This window comes from Caenimonas aquaedulcis (assembly GCF_015831345.1).
Lineage (GTDB): Bacteria > Pseudomonadota > Gammaproteobacteria > Burkholderiales > Burkholderiaceae_C > Ramlibacter > Ramlibacter aquaedulcis.
The window spans coordinates 4,266,269-4,288,988 of sequence record NZ_JADWYS010000001.1 but is presented as its reverse complement, the minus strand read 5'-3'; the positions used below and the strand labels follow the sequence as shown (position 1 = coordinate 4,288,988).

20 protein-coding genes are annotated in these 22,720 nt (G+C 67.3%); 7 read left to right on the top strand and 13 right to left on the bottom strand.

The features are described 5' to 3' along the window. Window positions 1–46 precede the first annotated feature (46 nt). Entirely contained in the window at window positions 47–1,045 is a 999-nt protein-coding gene (locus tag I5803_RS20745) for a glycoside hydrolase family 88 protein (RefSeq protein ID WP_196988207.1), read from the top strand. An 11-nt stretch (window positions 1,046–1,056) separates the two neighbouring features. Further along, complete coding sequence (locus tag I5803_RS20740) at window positions 1,057–2,202, top strand: acyl-CoA dehydrogenase family protein (protein WP_196988206.1); 1,146 nt, start codon at window positions 1,057–1,059, stop codon at window positions 2,200–2,202. A gap of 12 nt (window positions 2,203–2,214) precedes the next feature. On the opposite strand, the gene I5803_RS20735 is transcribed toward I5803_RS20740, so the two are convergent. The 3 genes from I5803_RS20735 to I5803_RS20725 all read right to left on the bottom strand — a co-directional run bounded on the left by I5803_RS20735 (window position 2,215) and on the right by I5803_RS20725 (window position 5,197). Next, complete coding sequence (locus I5803_RS20735) at window positions 2,215–2,664, bottom strand: MaoC/PaaZ C-terminal domain-containing protein (protein ID WP_196988205.1); 450 nt, start codon at window positions 2,662–2,664, stop codon at window positions 2,215–2,217. Next, on the bottom strand, window positions 2,664–3,635 hold the full coding sequence (locus tag I5803_RS20730) for a Bug family tripartite tricarboxylate transporter substrate binding protein (protein ID WP_196988204.1): 972 nt from the start codon (window positions 3,633–3,635) through the stop codon (window positions 2,664–2,666). Before I5803_RS20730 ends, I5803_RS20735 begins: the two co-directional genes overlap by 1 nt. Window positions 3,636–3,715: 80 nt before the next feature. Then, window positions 3,716–5,197 carry an AMP-binding protein gene (locus tag I5803_RS20725; protein ID WP_196988203.1) on the bottom strand — a complete coding sequence of 494 codons (1,482 nt, stop codon included), beginning with the start codon at window positions 5,195–5,197 and terminating at the stop codon, window positions 3,716–3,718. Window positions 5,198–5,238: 41 nt separating this feature from the next. Between I5803_RS20725 and I5803_RS20720 the strand changes: the two genes are divergently transcribed. After that, window positions 5,239–6,072: a DeoR/GlpR family DNA-binding transcription regulator gene (locus tag I5803_RS20720; RefSeq protein ID WP_196988202.1), complete on the top strand. Its 834-nt coding sequence runs from the start codon at window positions 5,239–5,241 to the stop codon at window positions 6,070–6,072. Between the two features lie 27 nt (window positions 6,073–6,099). Here the strand turns inward: I5803_RS20720 and I5803_RS20715 are convergent, their stop codons facing one another. From I5803_RS20715 to I5803_RS20685, 7 genes are all read right to left on the bottom strand, one after another. Next, the gene (locus I5803_RS20715) at window positions 6,100–6,462 is read right to left on the bottom strand and encodes a response regulator (protein WP_196988201.1); all 363 of its coding nucleotides are present in this window, start codon (window positions 6,460–6,462) and stop codon (window positions 6,100–6,102) included. A gap of 16 nt (window positions 6,463–6,478) precedes the next feature. Further along, window positions 6,479–7,597: a sugar ABC transporter substrate-binding protein gene (locus I5803_RS20710; protein WP_196988200.1), complete on the bottom strand. Its 1,119-nt coding sequence runs from the start codon at window positions 7,595–7,597 to the stop codon at window positions 6,479–6,481. Between the two features lie 10 nt (window positions 7,598–7,607). Continuing rightward, entirely contained in the window at window positions 7,608–8,948 is a 1,341-nt protein-coding gene (locus I5803_RS20705) for a sensor histidine kinase (protein WP_196988199.1), read from the bottom strand. A gap of 130 nt (window positions 8,949–9,078) precedes the next feature. Beyond that, window positions 9,079–9,894 carry an amino acid ABC transporter permease gene (locus tag I5803_RS20700; protein ID WP_196988198.1) on the bottom strand — a complete coding sequence of 272 codons (816 nt, stop codon included), beginning with the start codon at window positions 9,892–9,894 and terminating at the stop codon, window positions 9,079–9,081. Beyond that, window positions 9,891–10,553, bottom strand: a complete 663-nt coding sequence (locus I5803_RS20695) for an amino acid ABC transporter permease (protein WP_196988197.1) — start codon at window positions 10,551–10,553, stop codon at window positions 9,891–9,893. The genes I5803_RS20700 and I5803_RS20695 overlap by 4 nt, the downstream gene beginning before the upstream one ends. A gap of 3 nt (window positions 10,554–10,556) precedes the next feature. Continuing rightward, window positions 10,557–11,459 (bottom strand): glutamate ABC transporter substrate-binding protein, encoded by a 903-nt coding sequence (locus I5803_RS20690; RefSeq protein ID WP_196988196.1) that lies wholly within the window; start codon window positions 11,457–11,459, stop codon window positions 10,557–10,559. A gap of 480 nt (window positions 11,460–11,939) precedes the next feature. After that, on the bottom strand, window positions 11,940–14,126 hold the full coding sequence (locus I5803_RS20685; protein ID WP_196988195.1) for a cyclic nucleotide-binding domain-containing protein: 2,187 nt from the start codon (window positions 14,124–14,126) through the stop codon (window positions 11,940–11,942). A 126-nt stretch (window positions 14,127–14,252) separates the two neighbouring features. Between I5803_RS20685 and I5803_RS20680 the strand changes: the two genes are divergently transcribed. The 4 genes from I5803_RS20680 to I5803_RS20665 are packed head-to-tail and all read left to right on the top strand — an operon-like array spanning window position 14,253 to window position 18,794. Further along, window positions 14,253–15,239: a Bug family tripartite tricarboxylate transporter substrate binding protein gene (locus I5803_RS20680; protein WP_196988194.1), complete on the top strand. Its 987-nt coding sequence runs from the start codon at window positions 14,253–14,255 to the stop codon at window positions 15,237–15,239. Beyond that, window positions 15,236–16,888 (top strand): flavin-containing monooxygenase, encoded by a 1,653-nt coding sequence (locus I5803_RS20675; RefSeq protein ID WP_196988193.1) that lies wholly within the window; start codon window positions 15,236–15,238, stop codon window positions 16,886–16,888. Before I5803_RS20680 ends, I5803_RS20675 begins: the two co-directional genes overlap by 4 nt. Beyond that, complete coding sequence (locus I5803_RS20670; protein WP_196988192.1) at window positions 16,858–17,823, top strand: alpha/beta hydrolase; 966 nt, start codon at window positions 16,858–16,860, stop codon at window positions 17,821–17,823. The genes I5803_RS20675 and I5803_RS20670 overlap by 31 nt, the downstream gene beginning before the upstream one ends. Next, window positions 17,820–18,794, top strand: coding sequence for a Bug family tripartite tricarboxylate transporter substrate binding protein (locus I5803_RS20665; RefSeq protein WP_196988191.1), 975 nt, complete (start codon window positions 17,820–17,822; stop codon window positions 18,792–18,794). Before I5803_RS20670 ends, I5803_RS20665 begins: the two co-directional genes overlap by 4 nt. 22 nt (window positions 18,795–18,816) lie before the next feature. On the opposite strand, the gene I5803_RS20660 is transcribed toward I5803_RS20665, so the two are convergent. From I5803_RS20660 to I5803_RS20650, 3 genes are all read right to left on the bottom strand, one after another. Continuing rightward, a complete protein-coding gene (locus tag I5803_RS20660) occupies window positions 18,817–19,977 on the bottom strand; it encodes a CaiB/BaiF CoA transferase family protein (RefSeq protein WP_196988190.1) in 1,161 nt (386 codons plus the stop codon). A gap of 13 nt (window positions 19,978–19,990) precedes the next feature. Then, window positions 19,991–21,610 (bottom strand): AMP-binding protein, encoded by a 1,620-nt coding sequence (locus I5803_RS20655; RefSeq protein WP_196988189.1) that lies wholly within the window; start codon window positions 21,608–21,610, stop codon window positions 19,991–19,993. A 101-nt stretch (window positions 21,611–21,711) separates the two neighbouring features. After that, window positions 21,712–22,647, bottom strand: a complete 936-nt coding sequence (locus I5803_RS20650; protein WP_196988188.1) for a VOC family protein — start codon at window positions 22,645–22,647, stop codon at window positions 21,712–21,714. Window positions 22,648–22,720 lie beyond the last annotated feature (73 nt).

Sequence of the window (22,720 nt, the reverse complement as noted above, 5' to 3'; positions counted from 1 at the left end):
CATACAATTCCAACTGGTCGAATTCGATGAACATGGAGGGCTCGGAATGAGTGATGGAATCGTCAAGCGGATCGTGGATCACGGCTGGCGCGGCGTGAACTCCGGCGGCAAGCATTCCGCCCTGCTGAATGCGATGCACCTGTCGGGGCTGCGCTCCGGCTTCCAGGAGCGAGTCGCTGAAGTGCTGGCTGGACCGGTGATCACACACCCGAACGTCGCCGACAGCTCATCGCGCATCCGGCCCTTGGTGCTTGCCGGCAAGGTGAAGGAAGCAAGGGCCGCCGGGGATGCATTCGACCGTGAACGCGTCGCCGCCGGCGGCGTCACGCAGCACACCACGGCCCGCAGCACATCCGGGTGGGTGTTCGCCGATACCGCGTACATGGTTCCGCCGTCGCAGGCGATCCTCGGCCGCTGGGGCTTCGCCGCAGCGGAGCTGAAGGGCTTTCACCGCATCCTTGCGCAGCCCGACGGGCTCATGCGCCATGTGTTCAATGCCTCCGTTCCCCCGGACGAGAGCTACGTCGAGCTCGACCTGTGGATCGACGGGACGGCGTGGGGTCGCGCCAATGGCTGGTGGATGGCGGGGGTCGTCGACACGCTGGAGGTGATTCCCCGGCAGGATTGGGACGCCGAGCTGGTCGCGCTGTACGAGAAGACGGCGGCGCGGCTGATCGAATGCCAGTACAACGGCGCGTGGCACGCGACCATCGACGATTCCTACTCGCTGCTGGATACCAGCGCCACGGTGATGATCGGCTACGCGCTGGCGAAGGGATCGCAGTTGGGCCTCGGCGGCGCACGAGGTGAAGAGGCGAGCCACCTGGCGCTTGAAACTGTCATGCGGCATCACTTCGACTGGCGGGAGGCGATCCTGCGCAACCAGCAGTTCGGCCCGATGATCGTCAACATTCCGAGCCCGAACCCGCGCTATTACGACCACGGAAACGCCTATGGCCAGGCGTTTCTCGCCAAGCTGTATTCGCTCGTCGCGGACGGCGTGCGCGTCCGCGACCTCGAGGTGCGGTCGCTGCCCGCCGCGTGAGGAAAGCGCTCATGGACTTCAACCTGACCGAAGAGCAGACTGCAATCCTGGACCTGACGCGCCGGTTCGCGCGCGAGCGCATCAAGCCGCACGTGCGCGAGTACGACCGCGACGAGCGTTTCCCGCTGGAGATCTACGAGCAGATGGGGCCGCTGGGGCTCACCGGCGGCGTCATCCCCGAGGAGTACGGGGGCGCCGGAATGGATTACCAGACGTATGCGCTGATGATCATGGAACTCGCGTCGACGTGCCAGGTGATGGCGTGCGCGGCCAGCTGGGCCAGCGGCGTGGGCGGCATCAGCGTGCTGCGCTACGGCACCGAGGAACAGAAGAAGGAGTTCCTGGTTCCGCTCGCGCAAGGGCGCGGCCCGGTTGCCTTTGCGCTGACCGAGACCCATACGGGGTCGGATGTCGCGTCCATGCGGACCCGTGCGGTTCGCGACGGGGACCACTACGTGCTCAACGGCACGAAAGTGTGGATCTCGATGGTGGCCAAAGCCCGCTGGATCATCACGTTCGCGACGCTCGACCCAGCCGCCGGGCGCAAAGGCATCACGGCTTTCCTGCTCGATCCCGCATCGGCCGGAATCTCGCGGTCGCCTTTCAAGAACAAGGTTGGATTTCGCCCGCTCGAGTCGGGCGAGCTCGTGCTCGACAACGTGCGCGTGCCCGCTTCGAGCCGCCTGGGCGCCGAGGGAGAAGGCTTCAAGATCGCCATGTCCTCTGTCGAGAGCGGACGCCTGAGCGTCGCCGCGCGCTGCGTGGGCATGATCGGTGCGTGCCTCGAGCTCGCCACCGAGTATGCGAAAACGCGCGAAACCTTCGGCCAGCCGATCGCCCGCAGGCAGCTGATCCAGTCCAAGATCACTGACATGCGAGTGGCTTACGAGACCGCCCGCCTGCTGGTGCTGCAAGCCGCATGGAAGAAGGACAGTGGGGATCGTGCCCGTGCCGATACTTCGATGGCCAAGCTGTATGCGAGCGATGCACTGATGCGCGTCGCGGAAGACGCCATGCAGATCCACGGCGCCTACGGCTGCTCGGACGAATACGAGATCGGCCGCTACTGGCGCGATGCGAAGTTCATGCAGACGATCGAAGGCAGCAACGAGATCCACCGCGGGCTCGTCGCGGAGTACGAGCTGGGCTATCGCTGAGCCGCCGCCGCGCTAGTTGCCGCGGCGGCGCACCATGCGGATCATCTTTCCGTGGCACAGCGTGGTGCCGTCCTGCTTGTCGAGCCGCACGTCCCAGAACACCAGCCCCCGATCCTTCTTGGCGACTTCGCGCTTCTGGCTGACGGACGCGATCAGGTGGATGGTGTCCCCGATGAACCCCGGCGCCACGAAGCGCCACTCCACCCCGGCCAGTGCGAGGCCCGTTTCGTCCGTGATCCCGATGCGGTTGTACAGGCCGTTGGCAATGCTGATCAACAGCATGCCATGGGCAACGCGCTGCCCGAATGCCGATTGCTTGGCCGCTTCCGTGCTGATGTGGAAATCAGTCAGGTCGCCGGTCAATCCGGCGAAAACATAGAGGTCGTATTCAGCGATGGTGCGCGTGGGTGAGCGAAACTCCTCGCCGACCACGAGGTCCTCGAAGTGCCTTGACTTTTCCATCAGGGAGCCTTTCCGGCGAACACCTTGTTCCACAGCCCGTGCTGCGTACGAATGTAGCTGTCGAACTCTTGTGGCGAGCTGACGGCGGGATCCACGCCGACCTTCTCGAATGCCTGCCGCACATCGTCCATGGCCAGCACGTCACGCAACGCACCGTTGATCCGGTTGACAACGTCCGGGGTCATCTTCGCTGGCCCCCACACGCCCAGCCAGGTGCGGTGGTCGAGCGCAGGAAACCCGGCTTCGCCGGTCGTGGGGATGTCGGGCAAGGTGGCGCTTCGTGAGGACTGCATCACCGCCAGCGCCCGCAGGCGGCCCGCCTTCACCATCGCCACGACCTGCGCGATCGAGCCGGCATTCACTTCCGTCTCGCCGCCGACGAGACCGGCGATCGCCGGGCCACCGCCCTTGTACGGCACATGCGTCAATTGCGTGCGCGTGACGGACTGCAGCAGTTCCCCGCCCAGATGGTCGGAGCTGCCGACGCCCGACGAGCCGAAATTCACTTTGCCGGGGTTCGCCTTCGCGTAATCGACCAGCTCGCGCAGGTTGCGTGCCGGCAGGGCCGGGTTGACGGTGACGACGTTGGACGCTTGCGCAACGAGTCCGATCGGCGTGAACGAATTCAAGGGATCGAACGGCATGCCCTTCTGGAAGTGATGCGTCGTCACCATGGCAATGTGATAAAGCAGCAACGTATTGCCGTCCGGTTCGGCATTCGCGACTGAAGCGGCACCGATCGTTCCGGACGCTCCGGCGGCGTTGATCACAACGATCTGGGCGCCCAGCTTCTCGCCCAGCCGGGGAGCGATCGCTCTCGCGATGATGTCCGTCGCACCCGCAGGGGCGAAAGGAACGACCAGCTTGATCGTGCCGCTCTTGCCAAGTTCGGCTGCGCGTGGCGCACTGCCGACGATCGCAGCAGCGAGTGCGAGGATCAGATCGCGGCGGTGGATGTCGGTTTCGCGCATGGGCTCTCCTGTGACGGAGCCCAAGAATATGGTTGATTTTGGTAGAAGTCAATCGCGACTGCCACCAAAACTCCCACAATCTATCGGAAGTAGTGCCGGTATTTGCCTGCGAGCGCCTTGCGCTGCAACTTGCCGAGTTCGGTGGTCGGCAACATGTCTTCGATGAAGAGCGCCTTTGGAATCTTGTATGGGACAAGACGGTCCCGCAGTTTCCGCAGCACGACTGCGGCATCGATCACGCTGGTGCCGTTGCTCTCGACGGCAGCAACGACCGCCTCACCGAAGTCCTTGTGGGGAACGGCGAACACTGCTGCCTTCGCCACCCCCGGCATCTCTTCCAGCGCGAGCTCCACTTCACGCGGGTATACGTTGTAGCCACCGCTGATGATCATTTCGGTCGTGCGCCCCAGGATCGTGAGATAGCCGTCAGGACTCAGCTGCCCGATGTCGCCCGTGACCAGGCGGCCTTCGCGCATCCGCGGCTGTTCCTCTGGCGGCCGACGCCAATACCCGCCGAAAGGTGCGGTGAAGCCGACTTCGATCACACCGGCAGTATCCGGCGGGACCTCGACTCCACGGTCGTCCACGACGCGGAGCAGCACGCCCGGAAGCGCCTTGCCCGCACTGCCGGCACGCCGGTCACCGAGCGGACTCGCGGTGTTGGTCATCGTTTCAGACATGCCCCAGACCTCGACGAGCCGGTGTCCGGACTCGCGCTGGAAGGCCTCGAAAAGCTCGGGTTTCAGGGGCGCAGAGCCGCAGATGAACAAGCGGATCGCCGCAGCGGCCGCCTTCAGCCCGGGCTCGCTCGCCAGACGCGTGTACATCGTCGGTACGCCCGAGAACATCGTGACGTCCGGCAGCGCGCGCACGACTTCGCCGGCATCGAATTTCGGCAGGAAGAGAATCGATGCGCCCACGCTCAGCACGGCGTGCACGGTCATGAAAAGGCCGTGCGAGTGGTACAGCGGCATGGCGTGGAGCAGGCAGTCGCTGGAGGTGAAACGCAACGCTCCCGCCAAGGCCCGCGCCTTCCCGATGAAGAGTGCATGTGGTATCAGCGCCCCCTTGGGCGTTCCCGTCGTGCCGGACGTGAAGATGATGGCCGCGGGATGAGGGGCGTCCAGCTCGCGGTCGACCACACCCGCCGGGACCTTGCCGTGGCGCAGCGAACCACCACCGGCGCGGTCAAGTGTTCGAACGAGCACGCGCGCCTCCACCAGCTGCTCGGCTTTCGACTGCAATACGGGATCGCAGACCAGCATCGAGGGGTCCGCATCCGCGATCACGGGCCCGAGCTCAGCCGGGGTCATGCGGGGATTCAGGGGAACGTACACGACACCGCAGCGGGTGCAGGCAAGGTACAGGAAAATGTTCCACTCAGACCGCTCGAGCATCGAGACCAGCCGATCGCCGGCGCCCAAACTGACGCTGAGCCTGGCCGCGAGTTCCGAGGTGGCCTCATCGAGTTCGCCATATGTCCAGGACCGCCCCCCTGGCGTGCGCAGAAACGTGGCACCCGGCTGCCACGCTGCGCTGAAGTCGGCAAAGAGGCTTTGCATGGCTAAGATACGATATGGAAAAATCTCTCAAAATGTACCACATGACGACAAAGCATCCTGTCGCGGAACGGCTGCTGCCGCGTCAAAGGCAGTCTTTCATCCTCGATGTGCTGACCGAGAGCGGCGCCGCTTCGCTGCAACAGCTTGCAGAGCGGCTGGGCGCCTCGTTCTCCACTGTCCGCCGTGACCTCGACGAGCTTGCCAGCCGCAAGCTTGTAGAGCGGACGCATGGCGGAGCGATCCTCGGCACGCTGTCGAAGACCCACGTCGAAACCGACGACACGCGTGCCGTTTCGGGCGCAATGAAGGACGGCAAAGTGTCGATCGGCCGTATCGCCGCGTCACGCGTCAGCGAAGGCAACAGCGTCATTTTCGACAGCAGCACCACCGTTCTGGAAGCTGCACGCGCGCTGGTCGAATCGCGGCTTCGATTCACCGCGGTCACGAACAACATCAAGATCGCCGACGTGCTGTCGGCATCCGACCATGTCCGCCTTATCGTTCCCGGCGGCACTCGACGCACTGGAACCAACCTGTTGTCCGGTGAGCCCGGTGACACGTTCTTCAGTCAACTGCACGCCGACATCGCCCTGATCGGTGCGCAGTCCGCCAGCGACGGAATGCTGACCGATAGCCGCCTTGAAAGCGCGAGCAGCAAGCGACTCCTGATGAAGGCAGCGAAGACTCGCCTTCTTCTGATCGACTCGTGGAAGTTCGGCGGTCCCGGCTTTTGCAACGTCGTGCCGCTGAGCGACTTCGACGAGATCATCACGGACCAAGGTCTAGCCGACGACGAAAAGCGTGAGCTCGAGCGGAGAAAGATCGCGGTGAGCATTGACACGCCGTCTGTCCGAACGAATGCGACAAGGAAGTAGGCACGGGCAAATCAATCGTCCGGCCCCTCACCGCGCAAGCCGCTCGACCAGCGCCTCGAGTTCCTCCAGCCCGAAGGGCTTCGTCAGCGCATGAGCGGTAGGGCCGAGCGAGAGCGTCACATCCTTCAAGTCCTGCCCGGAGCAGACGATCACCGGCAGCCCCGGGTTCTGGCCGAGCGCCTCGCGCGCCACGTCGAGGCCCGACCCATCGGGCAGGTTGATGTCGGTGATCAGCAGGTCCACCTTCTGCTCGCGCAGGGCCTCACGCGCGCCGGCGCCATCCGCCACGCTCACGACGCGGCGGTCGTCGGTGGTGAGCAACTCGGCGAACGACTCGCGGACGAGGTCGTTGTCTTCGACGTAGAGGATGACGAAAGGGTTGGCGGTCATGCGGGTGGGCCCCAGGCTATCTGGCTTCCGACGACCAGGGGAAATTGATGTAGTTGTCGCGCGTGTCGAAACAGATATTGCCGTACATCTTCAGGTAGGCCGCGCGCCGCACCGGATCGGCATACACCGCACCGGGGTTGGCCGTATCGCGTTCGTAGTCCCCGATGTTGCTGCTGGTGAGCGCCATGGGGAGAATGTCCATGGCTTGCGGGATGGACTTCCCTTCCAGCCAGTCCGCAGCGTGCTGGCCCATCGCGTAACCGAAGATCGACGAAGCAAGGCTGATGCTCGCCTTGTAGGGGCTGCCGCCCTTCTTGATCTCGACGACCGCCTCCTGCTCGCCGTCGATGCCGCCCAGGAACTGGTCCGGCCGCGCCTTGCCGGCTTCGCGCAAAGCCGCCAGCGCTCCCAGCACCACCGTGTCCGCGCCCAGCACGACATCGATGTTCGGTTGCGCGAGCAGGATCGTCTTCATCGTGCGATATCCGCCGTCCTTGTCGACCGTGGCGGGCGAGATGTCGGCCACGATCGTCACGCCCGGCAATGTCCGCAACGTATCGCGCATGGCGGTGAATCGCGGCGCGAGGAATTGCAGGCCGTCATGCGTCAGCAGCACGACCTTGGCCTTGCCGCCCAGGCGCGCGCGGATGTAATTGGCCGCTGCGTCCGCCAGGACCTTGCCTGTCAGGTATTGCGGCGCGTTCAGCACCGTCGTCGCGGGCGGCGGCACGATGGCCCCCACGTAAGCGCCCGCGCCGATGACTTTTTTCAGGGCCGGCGCGAGCGACGGCGGATCGATCGGCGCCACCACCATGGCGCCCGTCTTGTCGGTGGCAATGCCGCCCACCTGCTTGATCATCAGCGCAGGATCGTTGTTGGCGAAGGCCACGCTGTAATCGAGGCCCCGCGCCCGCGCCGCGGCTTCCAGCCCGCGTCCCGCGGCTTGCATGAATTCGCGCCGGTTGTCCTGTACGAAGACCAGCTTCTTCTGCAATCCGATTGGCGCCCTGCAAGCAGCGCGCGCTGCATCGTAGGCGGGCAACTTCACCGGCGTGGTCAGCCCCTCGCCACCCGCGGCCAGCGACGCGCCGGCCAGGCACAGAAGGGAAGCAAGCGCACAGAGTCGGAGTTTCATTGCCTTGCCGTCACGCGTTCGCCGTCGTCAGCACCAGCCGCGCCAGCGTACCCGGCCCGCGGTTGATGTATTCCACTTGTGTCTTCAACGCCGTCGCCATCGTATGGATGATCTTGCTGCCGAGACCCGTGCCACCGCGCGGGGCGTTCGGCGTGATCCCCACGCCGTCGTCCTCGACCGTGAGCTCCGCCTTGTCCTCGCCCAGGCGCTTCAGCCGCACCCGCACTTCGCCGGTCTGGTCGCCGGGATAGGCATATTTGAAGGCGTTGGTCACCAGCTCCTGGACGGCGACGCCCAGGTTGACGCTCGCGTCCGTGCGCAGCGAGATCGGCTCCAGGTAGCACTTGAGGATGGCGGTATGGCCGTCCTTCTTCATGGCCGTCTCCAGGTTGCCCAGCATCGCGCCCAGGTAATCGTCCAGCGCCACATTCGTCACGTCGCCCGATGTGTAAAGGCTCTTGTGGATGAGCGAGATGGCATTGATGCGCGATTGCGTTTCGCGCAATGCATCCTTGGCCGCGGTATCGGTCACGGCACGCATCTGCATCCCCACCAGCACCGCCACCAGCTGCAGGCTGTTGGCCACGCGGTGGTTGACCTCGGCCAGCAGGACTTCCGCGCGCTCCCGCGCCATGGCGAGATCCGCCGTGCGGGTCTTCACACGTTCTTCGAGCGTCAGGTTGATGGCCCGCACTTCGTCGCGCGCCTGCTTCAGATCCTGCCCGTTGCGGTAGACAGTGAAGGCCACCACGAACACCACCAAGATGATGACCACGGCGGCGCCCGCCGAGATCCAGCGCAGCAGCGACGCATTGCGCTGCTGTTCCGCGCTGTCGAGCGTGGCGCTCTCGTCGGCCGTCAGGATCGCGCCGTAGAGAAACACATTGATTTCATCCATCAGCGTCTTGCCGCGATTGCTCTGCAGCACGGCCATGGCGTCGGCGTCTCGGCCGGCGGTTTTGAGGGCAATGGTGTTGTCCATCTCGGCGATCTTCTCGCCCACCGCTTCCGATAGGCGGGGCAGCATGGCCCGGTTCGGCGCGTCCGGTGCCATCATCCGTGACAGGTCATCCAGCTCCTGCCGCGCGCGGGTCTTGGCCGTGTCGTAGGGGGCCAGGTAGATCTGGTTGCCTGTCAGGAGGAATCCGCGCTGGCTCGACTCCGCGGTGCGCAAATGGTCGCGCAACTCGACCGCAACGACGCGGATCGAGCGCTGCAGCGCCGACTGCTCGAACAGGCTGTTGCCGCGTTCCACCAGCCAGATGGTCGCGCCCACGATCACGATCAGCGCGAGAAAGCCGATCGTGAGGCCCGCGCCAACGCCCAGCGCCAACCGGCTTCGTCCAAACATCAACCGACTTTCAAAGTGGTGGAAACAACGGCTCGCTTGCAGGAGGCCCGCCCTCCCGGGAGGCCCCGCCAGCGATTGAGCCAGAAATCGCTGGGCTGCGCAATCGCGGTTGCCTGCACGCGGGTCCGTGTCACGCGGAGGCCCTGGAACGGCGTGCGCGCCCCAGCCGTTGGCTGACTCTCGATATGCCGTAGTTCACGAGGCAATACAGCACCGCCGTCACCAGGTAGACCGGCACGAGCGCGTGGTAGTTGGCGACGAGCACCTTGGCGTTCTGCATCAGCTCGCCGTAGGTGACGACGTAGCCGAAGGTGGTGTCCTTCACCACGATGACCAGTTGCGCGACCAATGCCGGGACGATGTAGCGCAGCGCCTGCGGAAACACGATGAGGAAGAAGACCTGCGCTTCGCTCATCCCGACGCTGCGCGCCGCATCCGTCTGGCCGCGCGGCACGGCGAGCACGCCTGCACGGTACACCTCCGCGACCACTGCCGCGGCGCTGAGGCCCACGGGCAGGGTCAGCATCCAGTACGTGCTCAGCTTGATGCCCGCCGACGGAAGGACCAGGAAGCACACGTAGATGAGCAGCAGGGTCGGCACGCCGCGCAGGAATTCGACGACCGCCGTGGCCGGCCAACGCGCGAGCCGGGATCGCGACAGGCGGCCCAGCACGAGGACGAGCCCGAGGACCAGCGCGATCACCGCGGCCGTCGCCGCCGATGCCAGCGTGCCGAGCAGGCCCTTCGCGAGGAAGGCCCAGGTCGTCGGCCACGCGAAGTACTCCCAGAGCCGAAGCTCGAACTGGCCCGCGGCATGGAAGCGAAAGACGATGGCCGCGACTGAACCGAGGATCACCACCGCGACGGCCACGCTGACCACCCGCAGGACGGCCTCCACCTTCGGGTTCGGATCGCTGAACAGGACCTCGTCGAGGGTTCGGCTCATCGCAGGATTCGCACCTTCTTCTCCAGCGTGGCGCCGGCCCAGGCGATGAGCAGGCCTGAGATCACATACATCGCGGCGGCGACCGCGAACGCGGCCATGCCGGCGGCGGAGTCGTTGGCGATCTTGGCGACGAGCGTTGTGAGCTCCTTGCCCGGGAACGGCACCTGCGACGCCAGCGAGGTCGACAGCATCAGCGCAATCAGCAGCGAGGTCATGGGCTGCACCACCGCGCGCAGCGCCTGCGGCAACACCACCGTGGAAATGATGCGCATCGGGCGCATGCCGAGGCTGCGTGCGGCTTCGACCTGCCCGCCGCCGACGGTGTTGATGCCTGCGCGCAGGTAGTCCGCGGTGAAGGCCGAACAGACCAGCACCAGGGTGAGGATCACGCTGGGTTCATAGTCGATCAGGACATTCAGGTCGGGCAGCGCGAACACGATGAAGATGAGCAGCGCCGCGCTGGGAATGTTGCGGAAGATCTCCACGTAGCCCGTCAGGATGAAGCGCAGCGGCGGCAGCGGCAGGAGCCGCGCCACCGTCACGACCACGCCCAGTGCGAAGCCGGCCACGAACGATATCGCCGTGAGCTTCCACGTGAGCAACAGGGCCTGCCCGAAGGCAGGCCCGTAGTTCGCCCAGAGGCGGAGGACACTGTCCATCGCTTACGGCAGCGGAGGCGGCGTCGGGACGTTCGTGCTGCCGGTGCGCTGCCCGATGGACACGGTCCAGAGCTTCGCCCACGTGCCGTCGGCTTCGATCTTCTTCAGGAAGGCGTTGACGAAGGCCACGCCGTCCGAGCCCTTGGGCAGCCCGACGCCATAGAGGTCCTGGGGGCCGAAAGGTGCGCCTGCGAGTTGCGCGTCGCCCGTTCCAAGGCTGAGCACGTTGAGCAGCAGCGTGTAGTCGGTCACGTAAGCATCCACGCGTCCCTGGCGCAGCGCGTCCAGGGCTTCCTGGTGCGTCTGGAACTCCTGCACCACGGCCTTCGGCGCGAACTGCGCGAGGATGGCGGGCCCCGTCGATCCGGCCTGGGTCGCGGTCTTCTTGCCGGCGAGATCGTTGTACGACTGGATCGCCTTGTTGTTCGACTTGACCAGCACGCCCGCCTGCGAGGTGTAGTAAGGCCCCGCGAACGAAATCTTCTCCGCGCGGGGAGGCGTGATGGAATAGGTGGCGAGCACGACGTCCACCTGGTCATTGATGAGCACCTGCTCGCGCGTGGATGAGGTGACTTGCGTGAAGCGGTACTTGGTCCCATCGCCCAGGATGTAGCGGGTGATGAGCTGCGCGAGCCCGGCGTCGAAGCCGCGGATCTTGCCGTCCTTTTCGTTCAGCGACGAGAACAGGTTCGACGTTTGCGTGCCGCCCAGGCGCAGCGTGCCGGCCTGCTTGATCTTGGTGGCCCAGGTGCTGGACGCGATGGTCGCGGCGTCGGCGACGGGCCCTTTGGCGACCAGCGCATCGAAGGCTGCGGCATTGATGGGCGTGCCCTGCGCGAAAAGCGGCCCGGCGGCCACGACCGCCAGTGCGAGGACCGTGTGTTTCAGGGCGGATTGGATCGACATGCAATTCCTCTGTGTAGGTGTGAGACGCGGATCAATATATAGCAGGTGATATGGCGGCATGGGATGGGGACGAATTGCCCCGCCACCCCGGTCGGTGCGCGACATGGCCGTCTTCCAGATAGCCTTACGTCCGACGCCGCCAGCGCGACGGCCGCTCGATCATCGCGGCACACGAACTCGCAGGGGCCCGACATGCCACAAGGGGAAAAATCCGCCCAGGGCGGCAAGCAGAAGCGCCAGGCAGGCGCGATTGACAAGGACCACGACCCGCGAGTGGCTCCCCGCCCGGAGGCGAAGGCGCGCACATGGGCCGCCGTCAACCAGCTCCACGGTGGAGGCACGAAGGCCGCCGCCAGACGCAAAGTCCCGTCCGGTCCACTCGGCGGTTCGGGCCGCAAGACCAACCTGTCGCGGTCCTCCTGAGCTGCTCGTCCGTACGCCCGTGCCGAGCCGGGAGCTTGCCCGCCGCGGGCCGGCGCGTCACCGCTGCGCGGTCCGCGCGATCGCCAGCCGGTTGGTGTGCCGCAGGCGCGCCGCCATGTCCACCGCGATGTTCGACAGCAGCCGCTGGATCAACGCCGGTTCGCGCGCGCTGAGCGATTCGAACGCTTCGCGGCTCAGCACCGCCACCATGGAATCCTCGCGCGCCACAGCGGTTGCCGAGCGCCTGGCGCCGTCGAGGAAGCCGATCTCCCCCAGCGTCGCGCCGCGCCGCAGGCTGGCCAGCCGGATGTCGCGTCCTTCGGGGGAGCGCACGAGGATCTCGGCGGAGCCCTGTTGCAGCAGCATGAGTTCGTCGGCCGTATCGTCGGCCGAGAAGATGACCGTGCCGCGCGGCAGGAAACGTTGCTTCATCGCGTCTTCCAGTTGGGCGATCTCGCGCGCGTCGAGGCCACGGAACAGCGTGAGCGCCTCCTGCACCGACGTGGTCTCCGTGCCGCCGCCGGCCGCGTAGCGGCGGATCATCTCGTTTTCCGCCTGCTCGAGGGCGTGGTCGAGGTCCGGCTCGAGGCGGGCGGATGGGCAATGGCGCAGCAATTCGCCACGCACGTTGCCCGCCTGCACGTCCGCGCCCGCATGCAGCAGCATCACCGACTGCAGGCGCACGTCGCGCTCGAAACGCGCCACCGCGATGGCGATGCTCGTGTCCACATGGTGCACGCGCGACCAGTCCAGCACGATGCACTCCGCGCCGCGGCAGCCCGAGTGCAGCATGCGCTCCAGGCCCTCGGCCGTGCCGAAGAACAGGTCGCCTTCGAGCTCGACGATCCTGATGCCCGCGCCGTGATCCGCGAGGACGCGCAGGTCCGCGCGCGACCGCGCGCAATTCGAGGACATCTGCACGCCGCTCCACACGTTGCGCACCGGCCGGCGCGCGTTGCGCGCTGCGAACAGCACCAGGCCGAGCAGCAGTCCCGCGAAGACGGCGACGACCATGTTGAACAGCACGGCCGTCGCGGTGACGGCAGCGACGAGGGACAGGTCCTCGCGCGCGTTGACGGCCATCGGGCGCCGCCTCGCCCATTGCACCAGGAGCGCGAGGAAGGGGCGGTCCGCCATGAACCACGCCTCGCACAGCAGCGCGCCGCAGACGGCGGCGAGCGGCACCCAGCCGAGCACGCCGCTCGCATACACCACGATGAAGATCGCGGCACTGAGCGCCAGCACGCGCGGGCCGAGCGCCACCTGCCGCATCGCCGTCACGGTCGATTGCATCGTGCCGGAGACGGGGGCGGACCCGAGGATCGCGGACAGGGTGACGGCGCCCGCGGTGAAGAGGTTGCCCCGGCGGCCGGTGCGGCGGTCCTCGAGCGTCGCCGCCTGGGCCGCGAGGTTGGTGTTGATGAACATCATCGCCCCCAGAATCAGGCTGTCGATGACGACGCTGCGCGCGATCAGCCAGCCTTGCACGGGCGGCGCCACGAGCGCGCGGAAATCCGCGAGGAAGACGGGAAGGCTCGCCTGGGCCGCGGTGCCGGCGACCATGGGCGTGTTGTGCCCCGTCGCGACCCAGCCCAGCCCGATGAGGAGCCCCGCCGCCAGTCCGAGGGCGGACGCGGGCCACCGCGGCCGCCAGCGGCGCACCGCGAACGTGACGGCCATCGCCGCCAGTGCGATGAGCGCGATGACGGCGGGCGTGGAGTCGCGCGCCAGCAGCGACGCCAGGCCGCGCGCCTGCGAGAGCAGCAGGAGCAGCGAAATGCTGGTCGAAAAGCCCGCGAAGACCGGCGCGGGGATGAAGCGGGTGAAACGGTCCGCGCGCACCAGGTACAGCGCGCCGAACACGATGCCGGCGCCGGCGCCGATGACGCAGAGCAGCGCGAGCCGCGTGCCGGGGGTGTCGGCCAGGTCCCAGGCGCCCATGAGGGCGATGGCCTGGTCGAGCATCGCCGCGATGGTCGTGCTCTCGAAAAAGCGCGCCGAGTAGAGCACGGGCCGCGAGTTGAACGAGCCGGCCAGGTGCACCAGGACAAGGCCCAGCAGCGTGGCGAGCACGCCGTGGGCGAGCATGTCGGGGCCGATGCGGCCGAAGACCAGGGTGACACAGGCCAGGCTGACCGGGATGGTGAATGCCGCCCCTTCCAGCGCGCCCACGGTGCTGCGGGACCAGCTGGCCGCGGGGCGGTTCGCCGTCGATTCCAGCGGGTTGAACGAGCTGGGGGTCATACGGGAGCGAACATAGCACGGGTTGGCATGCACACGAATAGCCCTGTGGCGGCGGATCGCGGGGTATCCCTAAGACCGTTTTAAGTTAGCGCTATCATAATGACCGAGACCGCAACCGGAGACCCCATGCAACGTCGTGCACTCATCCAGTCCCTCCCCGGCCTGGCACTGGCTTCCGCATTCCCTGCGACCGGCCGTGCCCAGCAGGCCTTCCCGGCCAAGCCCGTGCGCCTGGTGGTCCCCTACCCGCCCGGCGGCAGCGTCGACCCCGTCGCGCGCCTGCTGGGGCAGAAGCTCGGCGACATCTGGGGCCAGCAGGTGGTGGTGGACAACAAGCCCGGCGCCAGCACGATCATCGGCACCGACGCCGTGGCGAAGGCGCCCGCCGACGGCTACACGCTCCTGCTCACCTCCAGCACGCACGTGAGCAACTCGCTGCTCTTCGCCAAGCTGCCCTACGACAACTTCAAGGACTTCGCGCCGGTAAGCACCCTCTACCGCGCGGAGTTCGTGCTCGTGGTCAATCCCGCGCTGGGCGTGAACACGCTGGCGGAACTCACCGCACTCGCACGCGCGAGACCGGGCCAGATCAGCTATGCATCCGCCGGGCCGGGCAACGTCAACCACATGGCCGCGGAGCTGTACAACATGATGGTGGGCACGAAGATGCTGCACGTGCCCTATAAGGGCGCCGCGCCGCTGCTCACCGACCTGCTGAGCAACCAGGTCCAGATGTACTTCTCGGTTCCCGTGGCCGTGCTGGACCACATCCAGAACGGCAAACTCAAGGCGCTCGCCATCACGTCCGACAAGCGGCTGCCGCTGCTGGCCAACGTGCCCACCTTCGCCGAGGCGGGCCTCACCGGCTTCGGCGTGGGCAACTGGTCGTGGATGGGCGTGTGGGCCCCCGCGAACACCCCCGCCGCTATCGTCGACAAGGTCTCGCAGGACATCGCCAAGGTGCTCGCCATGCCGGATGTGAAGCAGCGCCTGGAAAGCCAGGGCCAGACGCCCCTCGCCACGACACCGCAGCAGATGAGCGCGTTGATGAAGAGCAACCTCGCCGAATTCTCCAACGTGATCAAGGCGGCGAACATCAAGATCGACCAATGACACGGCGCGTCGATGCAGTGGTGGTCGGCGCGGGCTTCGGCGGCATCTACATGCTGCACAAGCTGCTCGAGGCCGGCATGAGCGTGGCGGGCTTCGAAGCCGGCGCCGACGTCGGCGGCACCTGGTTCTGGAACCGCTATCCCGGCGCGCGCTGCGATGTGGAGAGCCTGGAGTACTCCTATTCGTTCTCGTCGAAGCTGCAGCAGGCGTGGCGCTGGCCGGAACGCTACTCGTCGCAGCCTGAAATCCTGCGCTATGCCGCTCACGTCGCGGACGAACTGGCGGTGCGGCCCCACATCGCCTTCTCGACGCGCGTCACGGCGGCGGTCTACGACGAAGCCGCCAACACCTGGACCGTGGAGACCGACACCGGCGACAGCTGCGAGGCCACGTACCTCATCATGGCGACGGGTTGCCTCTCCACGCCTTCCCGGCCGAAGCTGCCGGGGCTCGATCGTTTCAGCGGCAAAACGCTTCATACGGGCGAATGGCCGCACGAGCCCGTGGACCTCGGCGGCTTGCGCGTCGGTGTGATCGGCACCGGCTCCTCGGGTATCCAGATCATCCCCGAACTTGCGGGAAAGGCCCGTCACCTCCACGTCTTCCAGCGCACCGCGAACTACTGCGTGCCCGCGCGCAACGAGGCGATGGACCCGGACTACGAAGCGGCGATCAAGGCGCGCTACGACGAGTTGCGGGAAATCGCCCGCGCGTCGCACGGCGGGGTCGCGGGCTCGCTGCAGCCCGAACGTTCCGCGTTCGAGATGACGCCGCAGGAGCGCGAAGCCGTGCTGCAGGCGCGCTGGGATGCGGGCGGCATCGGCGGCTTCACCAAGACCTTCAACAACCTCCTGCGCGACGCGGAAGTCAACGAGATCGCCTCGGAGTTCGTGCGCCGCAAGATCCGCGAGATCGTCAAGGACCCTGCGGTCGCCGCGCGCCTGTGCCCCAGGTACATGATCGGCACGAAGCGCCTCTGCGCAGGCAGCGGGTACTTCGAGACCTACAACCGCGACAACGTGACGCTGGTGGACATCGCCGAGCATCCGCTCGTCGAAGCCACGCCGGCGGGCCTGCGCACGGACGCGGCGGAGTACGCGCTCGACGCCATCGTGTTCGCCACCGGCTTCGACGCCATGACCGGTTCCCTCGCCCGCATCGACATCCGCACCTCGTCGGGCGTTTCGCTGCGTGAGCGCTGGCAGGACGGACCCCGGACCTACATGGGACTCATGACCGCCGGCCTGCCAAACTTCTTCCACATCACCGGGCCGGGCAGCCCTTCGGTGCTCAGCAACGTGATTCTCTCGATCGAGCAGCACGTCGAGTGGATCGCCGACCTCCTCGTGCACATGCGGCACGCCGGCATGAACCGCGTCGAGGCGGACGAGGATGCGCAGGAGCGCTGGGTGGTGCACGCGGACGAAGTGGCGAAGCAGACGCTGCTCTACAACGCTTCGTCCTGGTACACCGGCGCCAACATTCCCGGCAAGCCTCGCGTCTTCATGCCTTACCTCGGCGGCCACGGCAACTACCGGAGGCGATGCGACGAGGTGGCCCGCAGCGGTTACCCGGGGTTCCACCTGTCTCGCGCGCTCCACGAGCACCGCGCAACATCATGCCGTTCCACCCCGCCATCCGCTCGATGATCGACGCGGCCCGCGCGGCCGGCCGTCCCGACTACGCCGACTGCACGCCGCAGCAGGCTCGCGAGATGTCCGCTTCCAGGCGCGCGGCCTACGGCATGGGGCCCGGCGTCGCCGCCGTGGAGGACGTGGGGATTCCGACTCGCGCGGGCACGATCGCCGGCCGCCTCTTCCGGCCCTTCGGCGATGCCGCCGGACTGGTCGTCTACCTGCACGGCGGCGGCTGGGTACTGGGCACCCTGGACGACTACGAGATCGTCGCCCGTGCTCTGGCCGCCGGAAGCGGATGCGCGGTGCTGCTTGTGGATTACCGGCTCGCGCCCGAACATCCCTTCCCCGCCGGCCTGCACGACGCGCAGGATGCGCTGCATTGGGCCTGGCGGCACAGGGCGGAACTCGGCTTCGAAAGCTTGCCGCTCGTGGTGGCGGGCGACAGCGCGGGCGGCAATCTCGCGGCGGCCTGCGCGCTCGCGCTGAAGGACGACATCACCATCGCGCTGCAACTGCTGTTCTACCCGGTCACGGACAGCGACCTGGACAACGCGTGCTACCGCCGGTACGGCGAGGACTATCTCCTGTCCCGGCGCAGCATGGGATGGTTCTTCGACCACTACGCCGCGGGGCATCCGCGCGACGACCCCAGGATCTCGCCGCTGCGCGAACCCGATTTGCGCGGCGTTCCCCCCGCGTGGATCGCGACGGCGGAGTTCGACGTGCTGCGCGACGAAGCCGAGGCCTACGCCGCGCGCCTGCGCGAAGCCGCCGTCGACGTCGAGGCCAGGCGCTACGCCGGGCTCGCGCACGGATTCGCGCGCATGATCAACCTGGTCGATGACGCAGCCGCTGCCGTGAAAGAGGCGGGGGCCGCGATCGAGCTCGCCTGCCGCGATCGCCGGATGCTGTCCCCGGGCATTGACCAAACCAAGGAAGCCCCATGAAACGCAAGTTCCTGCGATCCCTTGCCGCGCTGGCGGCAACGGCCGTCGCCGCGCCCCTCGCCTTCGCGCAGGCCGGCTATCCCGACCATCCCATCCGCGTGATCGTGCCCTTTCCGCCCGGTGGCTCGGTGGACCCGATCATGCGCATCGTCGGGCCGAGGCTCGGCGAGGTGCTGGGACAGCCGCTCGTGATCGACAACCGCGCAGGGGCCAACTCGGCCATCGGGGCGGGCGCGGTCGCCAAGGCCCCCGCGGACGGCTACACGCTGCTGTTCACGGCCGGCAGCACGCACGTTATCCTGCCGCTGCAGCCGCCGCAGTCCCCGGACTTCCTGAAAGACTTCGCGCCCATCGCGGGCGTCGCGCGCTCCAGCTACATGCTGGCCGTGCACAACTCGGTGCCGGCGAAGACGCTGCCCGAATTCATCGCCTACGCGAAGGCCAACCCGGGCAAGCTGAACTTCGCGAGTTCCGGCGTGGGCAACCTGAACCACCTTGCGGCCGAGCTGTTCAACCTGCGCGCGGGCACGAAGATCGTGCACGTGCCGTACAAGGGCGGCGCGCCGGCGGTGCAGGACCTCGTGGCGGGCCGCGTGCAGATGATGCTCACCAACGTGCCCACGCTGCAGCCGCAGGTCGACGCCGGGGCGCTGCGCGCGCTCGCATACACCACCGCGCGTGCGGGCGGCCCGCCGGTTCCGCTGTTTGCGCAATACGGCCTGGCCGAGCTGGAGGGGATCGAGCCTTACCTCGTGCTGCTCGCGCCGGCGCGCACGCCGGACGCCGTGATCGCGAAGCTCACCGCCGCCATGCAGAAGGTGCTCGCGATGCCCGACGTGATCAAGTCCATCGAAACCCAGCTGCAGGCGCCCTACTACCTGCCTGCGCAGCAGCTCGGCGAACGCCTGCAGGCGGACAGCGCGCGCATGAAGGAAGTGATCGACAAGGGCCGCATCGTTCTCGCGCCCTGAGCGCGTGGTGCCCTGGCCGCGCTCAAGGCGCGGCGTCGCCGCTGCAATCCTGCACCGCGCCATCGCGCGTCAGCCGTTCGACCTCCTTCGCATCGAAGCCCCACGCGACGAGGCCGGAGAGGTTGTCGGCGCCGATGGACACGGGCGCGTGACGCACCGCGCCGGGTGTCTGCGAGAAGCGCGGGGCCGGGCCCGGCTGCACCACGCCGTCGATCTCGACGAAGGTCGACCGTGCGACGTTGTGCGGATGGCGCGGCGCCTCGGCGAGCGACAGCACCGGCGTGACGCAGCACTCGCTGCCGTCCATGATCGCGAGCCACTCGGCCCGCGTCTTGCCGCGGATCGTCTCGGCGAAACGCTTCTTCAATGCCGGCCATTTCGTGCGGTCGCGGTGCGGATGGAACTCGGGGCCGCCCAGGCCCAGCTTGCCCAGCAGGTTGGCATAGAACTGCGGCTCCGTCGCGCCGAGCGCGATCCACTCGCCGTCCTTGCATGGGTAGACGTTGTAGTAGTGCGAGCCGCCGTCGATGGAGTTGACCTGACGCTCGTCCTTCCAGTAGCCCGACGCGTGGTAGCCGTAGATCATGCCCAGCAGCGAGCTCGCGCCGTCGACCATCGCGGCGTCCACCACCTGCCCCTGCCCCGTCGCGCGGGCGTGGTGCAGCGCGGCCATGATGCCGAAGGCGAGGTACAACGAGCCGCCGCCGAAGTCGCCGACGAGGTTGATCGGGATCACCGGCTCGGCCTGCGTGCCGATCGCGTGCAACGCACCGGAGAGCGCGATGTAGTTGATGTCGTGGCCGGGTTGCTTCGCGTTCGGTCCGTCCTGGCCCCAGCCCGTCATGCGGCCGTATACCAGTGAAGGCTTGCGTGCGAGCGCGACGTCCGGGCCCAGGCCCAGCCGCTCCATGACGCCGGGGCGGAAGCCCTCGATCAGGATGTCCGCCTGCTCGATGAGGCGCAGGCAGAGCGCGGCCGCGCCGGGGTGCTTGAGGTCCACGGCCACCGAACGCCGGCCGCGCGTGGTGACCGATGTGCTGACGTAGGGACGGGCGCCCTTGCGGTCGATGCGCAGCACGTCGGCGCCGAGGTCCGACAGCAGCATGCCGCAGAACGGCGCCGGCCCGAGGCCCGCGAATTCGACCACTTTCAGGCCCGTGAGCGGGCCGCCTGGAGATGCCATCGTCGTTCGTTCCTCAGAGCCGGTCGCGCTTCACCACGACGCCCGCCTTGTCGCGGTCCCAGGTGTCGGGCGTCACGCCTTCCGCGCGCAGCTGGTGCTTCATGATCTTCTGCGTCGCCGTGCGGGGGAGCGCCCCCATGATGCGGATGTACCGGGGAATCATGAAGTACGGCAGGCGCGAGCGCAACGAGTCGATCAGTGCTTCGGGCTCGATCGAGCCGCCCTCCACCGGCGACACGACCGCGAGCACTTCGTCTTCCGACAGCTCGCTCTTCGCCGCCACCACGGCGACCTCGCGCACCTGCGGATGGCGGGCGATCTCGCTCTCCACCTCGAAGGACGAGATGTTCTCGCCGCGCCGCCGCACGGCATCCTTTAAGCGGTCCGCAAAAATGAAATCGCCCTGTTCGGTCTTGCGGAACGCGTCGCCGGTGTGGAACCATCCGTTGCGCCAGACGTCCGCCGTCGCCTGAGGCTCCCGCAGGTAACCGTTCATCAGCGTCCATGGCTCCGCGCAGCGGATGACCAGTTCGCCCACCTGCCCGTCCTCGAGCGGCAGGTCGTTGTCGTCGACGACCCGCGCCTCGACACCCGGACGCGGCCGGCCGCACAGGCCGCGCACAGTGGGGTTCGGCTCGCCATGGAACGGGGCGGAGATCTCGGTCATGTTGTAGACGCCATAGACATCGACGCCGAAGCGCTTCGAGAACGCCGCCGCGCTCTCGTCGACGGGCGCGATCTGGATCGTCCTGAGCGGGTGCGACCGGTCCTGCGCGCTCTCGGGCTGCTGCAGCAGGTAGGGCAGCGTGACGCCGAGCAGCGAGGTCGTCGTGATGCCGAAGCGCCGCACGTCGCTCCAGAAGCGATCCGTCTTGAAGGACTCGACCAGCGCGATCGAGCCGCCGCGCGCGAGCATGCCGTAGATGTTGCCGATGCCGCCCGTATGCGACAGCGGCGCGTGGATCAGCCGGCGGTCCGCCGCGGTGATGTGGCGCGCCGAGAAGGCATGCGCGTAACGCTGCATGTACGACGTGAGCACGCCCTTGGAAGGGCCTGTGGTGCCGGAGGTATAGAGGACGAACTGCGAATCCCAGGGCTGGATCGGCTGCGCGAGCGCCGGCAGCGCGTGCGCGGCGCCGATGTCCAATGCCTGTTCGACGATCTCGAAACCATCCGGCGTCGGCGTCCGATCGCCGTCCGTCCGGACCACGACCAGCTTGCGCAGGAAGCGCGCCTGCACTTCCGCGAGCCGCCCCATCAGCCGCGAGTCCACGGCGATCAGCTTCGCTTCGCTGTTGTTCAGGATGTGTTCGAGGAAGCCGCCGCGCGACGCCAGGCCGAGCGGCGCGCAGGTTCCACCGAGGTAGTTGACGGCCAGCATCATGCGCAGCGCATCGGGCCCGTTGGGCATCCACACCGCGACGATGTCGCCTTGCGCGACGCCCTCGTTCGCGAGCAGGGCGGCCGCCGCGACCACTTGCGATTTCAGCTGCGCGAAAGTCCAGTGCGAGCCATCCTCGAAGAGCGCGAAGACCTCGTCCGGGCGATCCCGCGCGTGACGATCGATGAGATGGCGGACGACGGTGTCTTCTTCGGTCGGGCGAGCGGACGGGAGGATGGCGGGGTCGGACATCGTGGGGAAAGAGCCGGCGCTGATAGCGCTAACTTCTTTCGATTATAGACCGCCCCGACACGCCCCTAGACACGCCCCTAGACACGCCCCTAGACACGCCCCTAGACGCGCCGCCGCACGCGAAGCCGCTGGCGCAGCAAGGCGGAAGCGATGCGCCATTTCAGGCGCCACTGCGGGCGATGCCCCCAGCTACTGGTCTGGCCCGTGCGCATCGCTTTCCATCCGCCGGGTTCGATCTCGCCGCTTCCGGCGCCGATCTCGAAGTCGAAGCCCGAGGGCGTGATCCCATAGAAGGAGAACGTGCCATCCGGCGCCGGGTGCTGGCCGAGGTCGAGGCTGAGCGGCACCCGCAATTGCCCGGCACGCTCCAGCGCGCGCCCCACATCCATGTGCGTGCGGGCCTGCAGCATGAAGTGGTGCAGGCGCTTGGTGGAGGGCAGCTGGAACAGCGCGATCGAATGGTGGCGCCGGTTGCAGTGCAGGAACACGCCGCGGATGTCGACCGGGCCGGCCCGGGTCGACAGGCGCTCCGTCACCGCGAACCCGAGCACCTCCGAATAGAACCGCTCCATCGCCTCGGGATCCCCGCCGGCCAGCGCCGCGTGTCCCATCCCGGCGTCGCCGGTGCGGAAGCCCGCGGGGAAGGCGGTGGATTCGAAGGGCGCGTCCGCGCGTTCCGCCGCGCAAAAGAGCTCGACCTGGTTGCCCGCGGGATCGCGGGTGACGTACAGGCGCTCCACCCGCCTCGCCGCGCGCAGCGCCGCCGGCGCGGCATCGACATCGACGCCCGCCGCGCGGACCCTCGCGGCGACGTGCTCCAGGTCCGCCGCGGTGCCGCAGTCGAGCCCGAGCGCCGCGAGGTCGTCCCCGCCGTCCTCCTGCACGATCAGGCGCTGCGCCGCGTCGTCGATGCGCCAGCCCGCGCTGCCGTCGGGGTTGGCGACGGCGGGCGGCAGGCCGAGCATCCGTTCGCAGAAGTCGCGCCAGGCGGCCATGTCGCGCACGCCGAAAACGAGGTAGCCGAGTTTGAGGTTCATGGAAGCATCTCCGGTTAAAATGTAAACATCCTCAGAATTGAGGAACGTCTCAAAAATGGCGATTCTCTCAAAT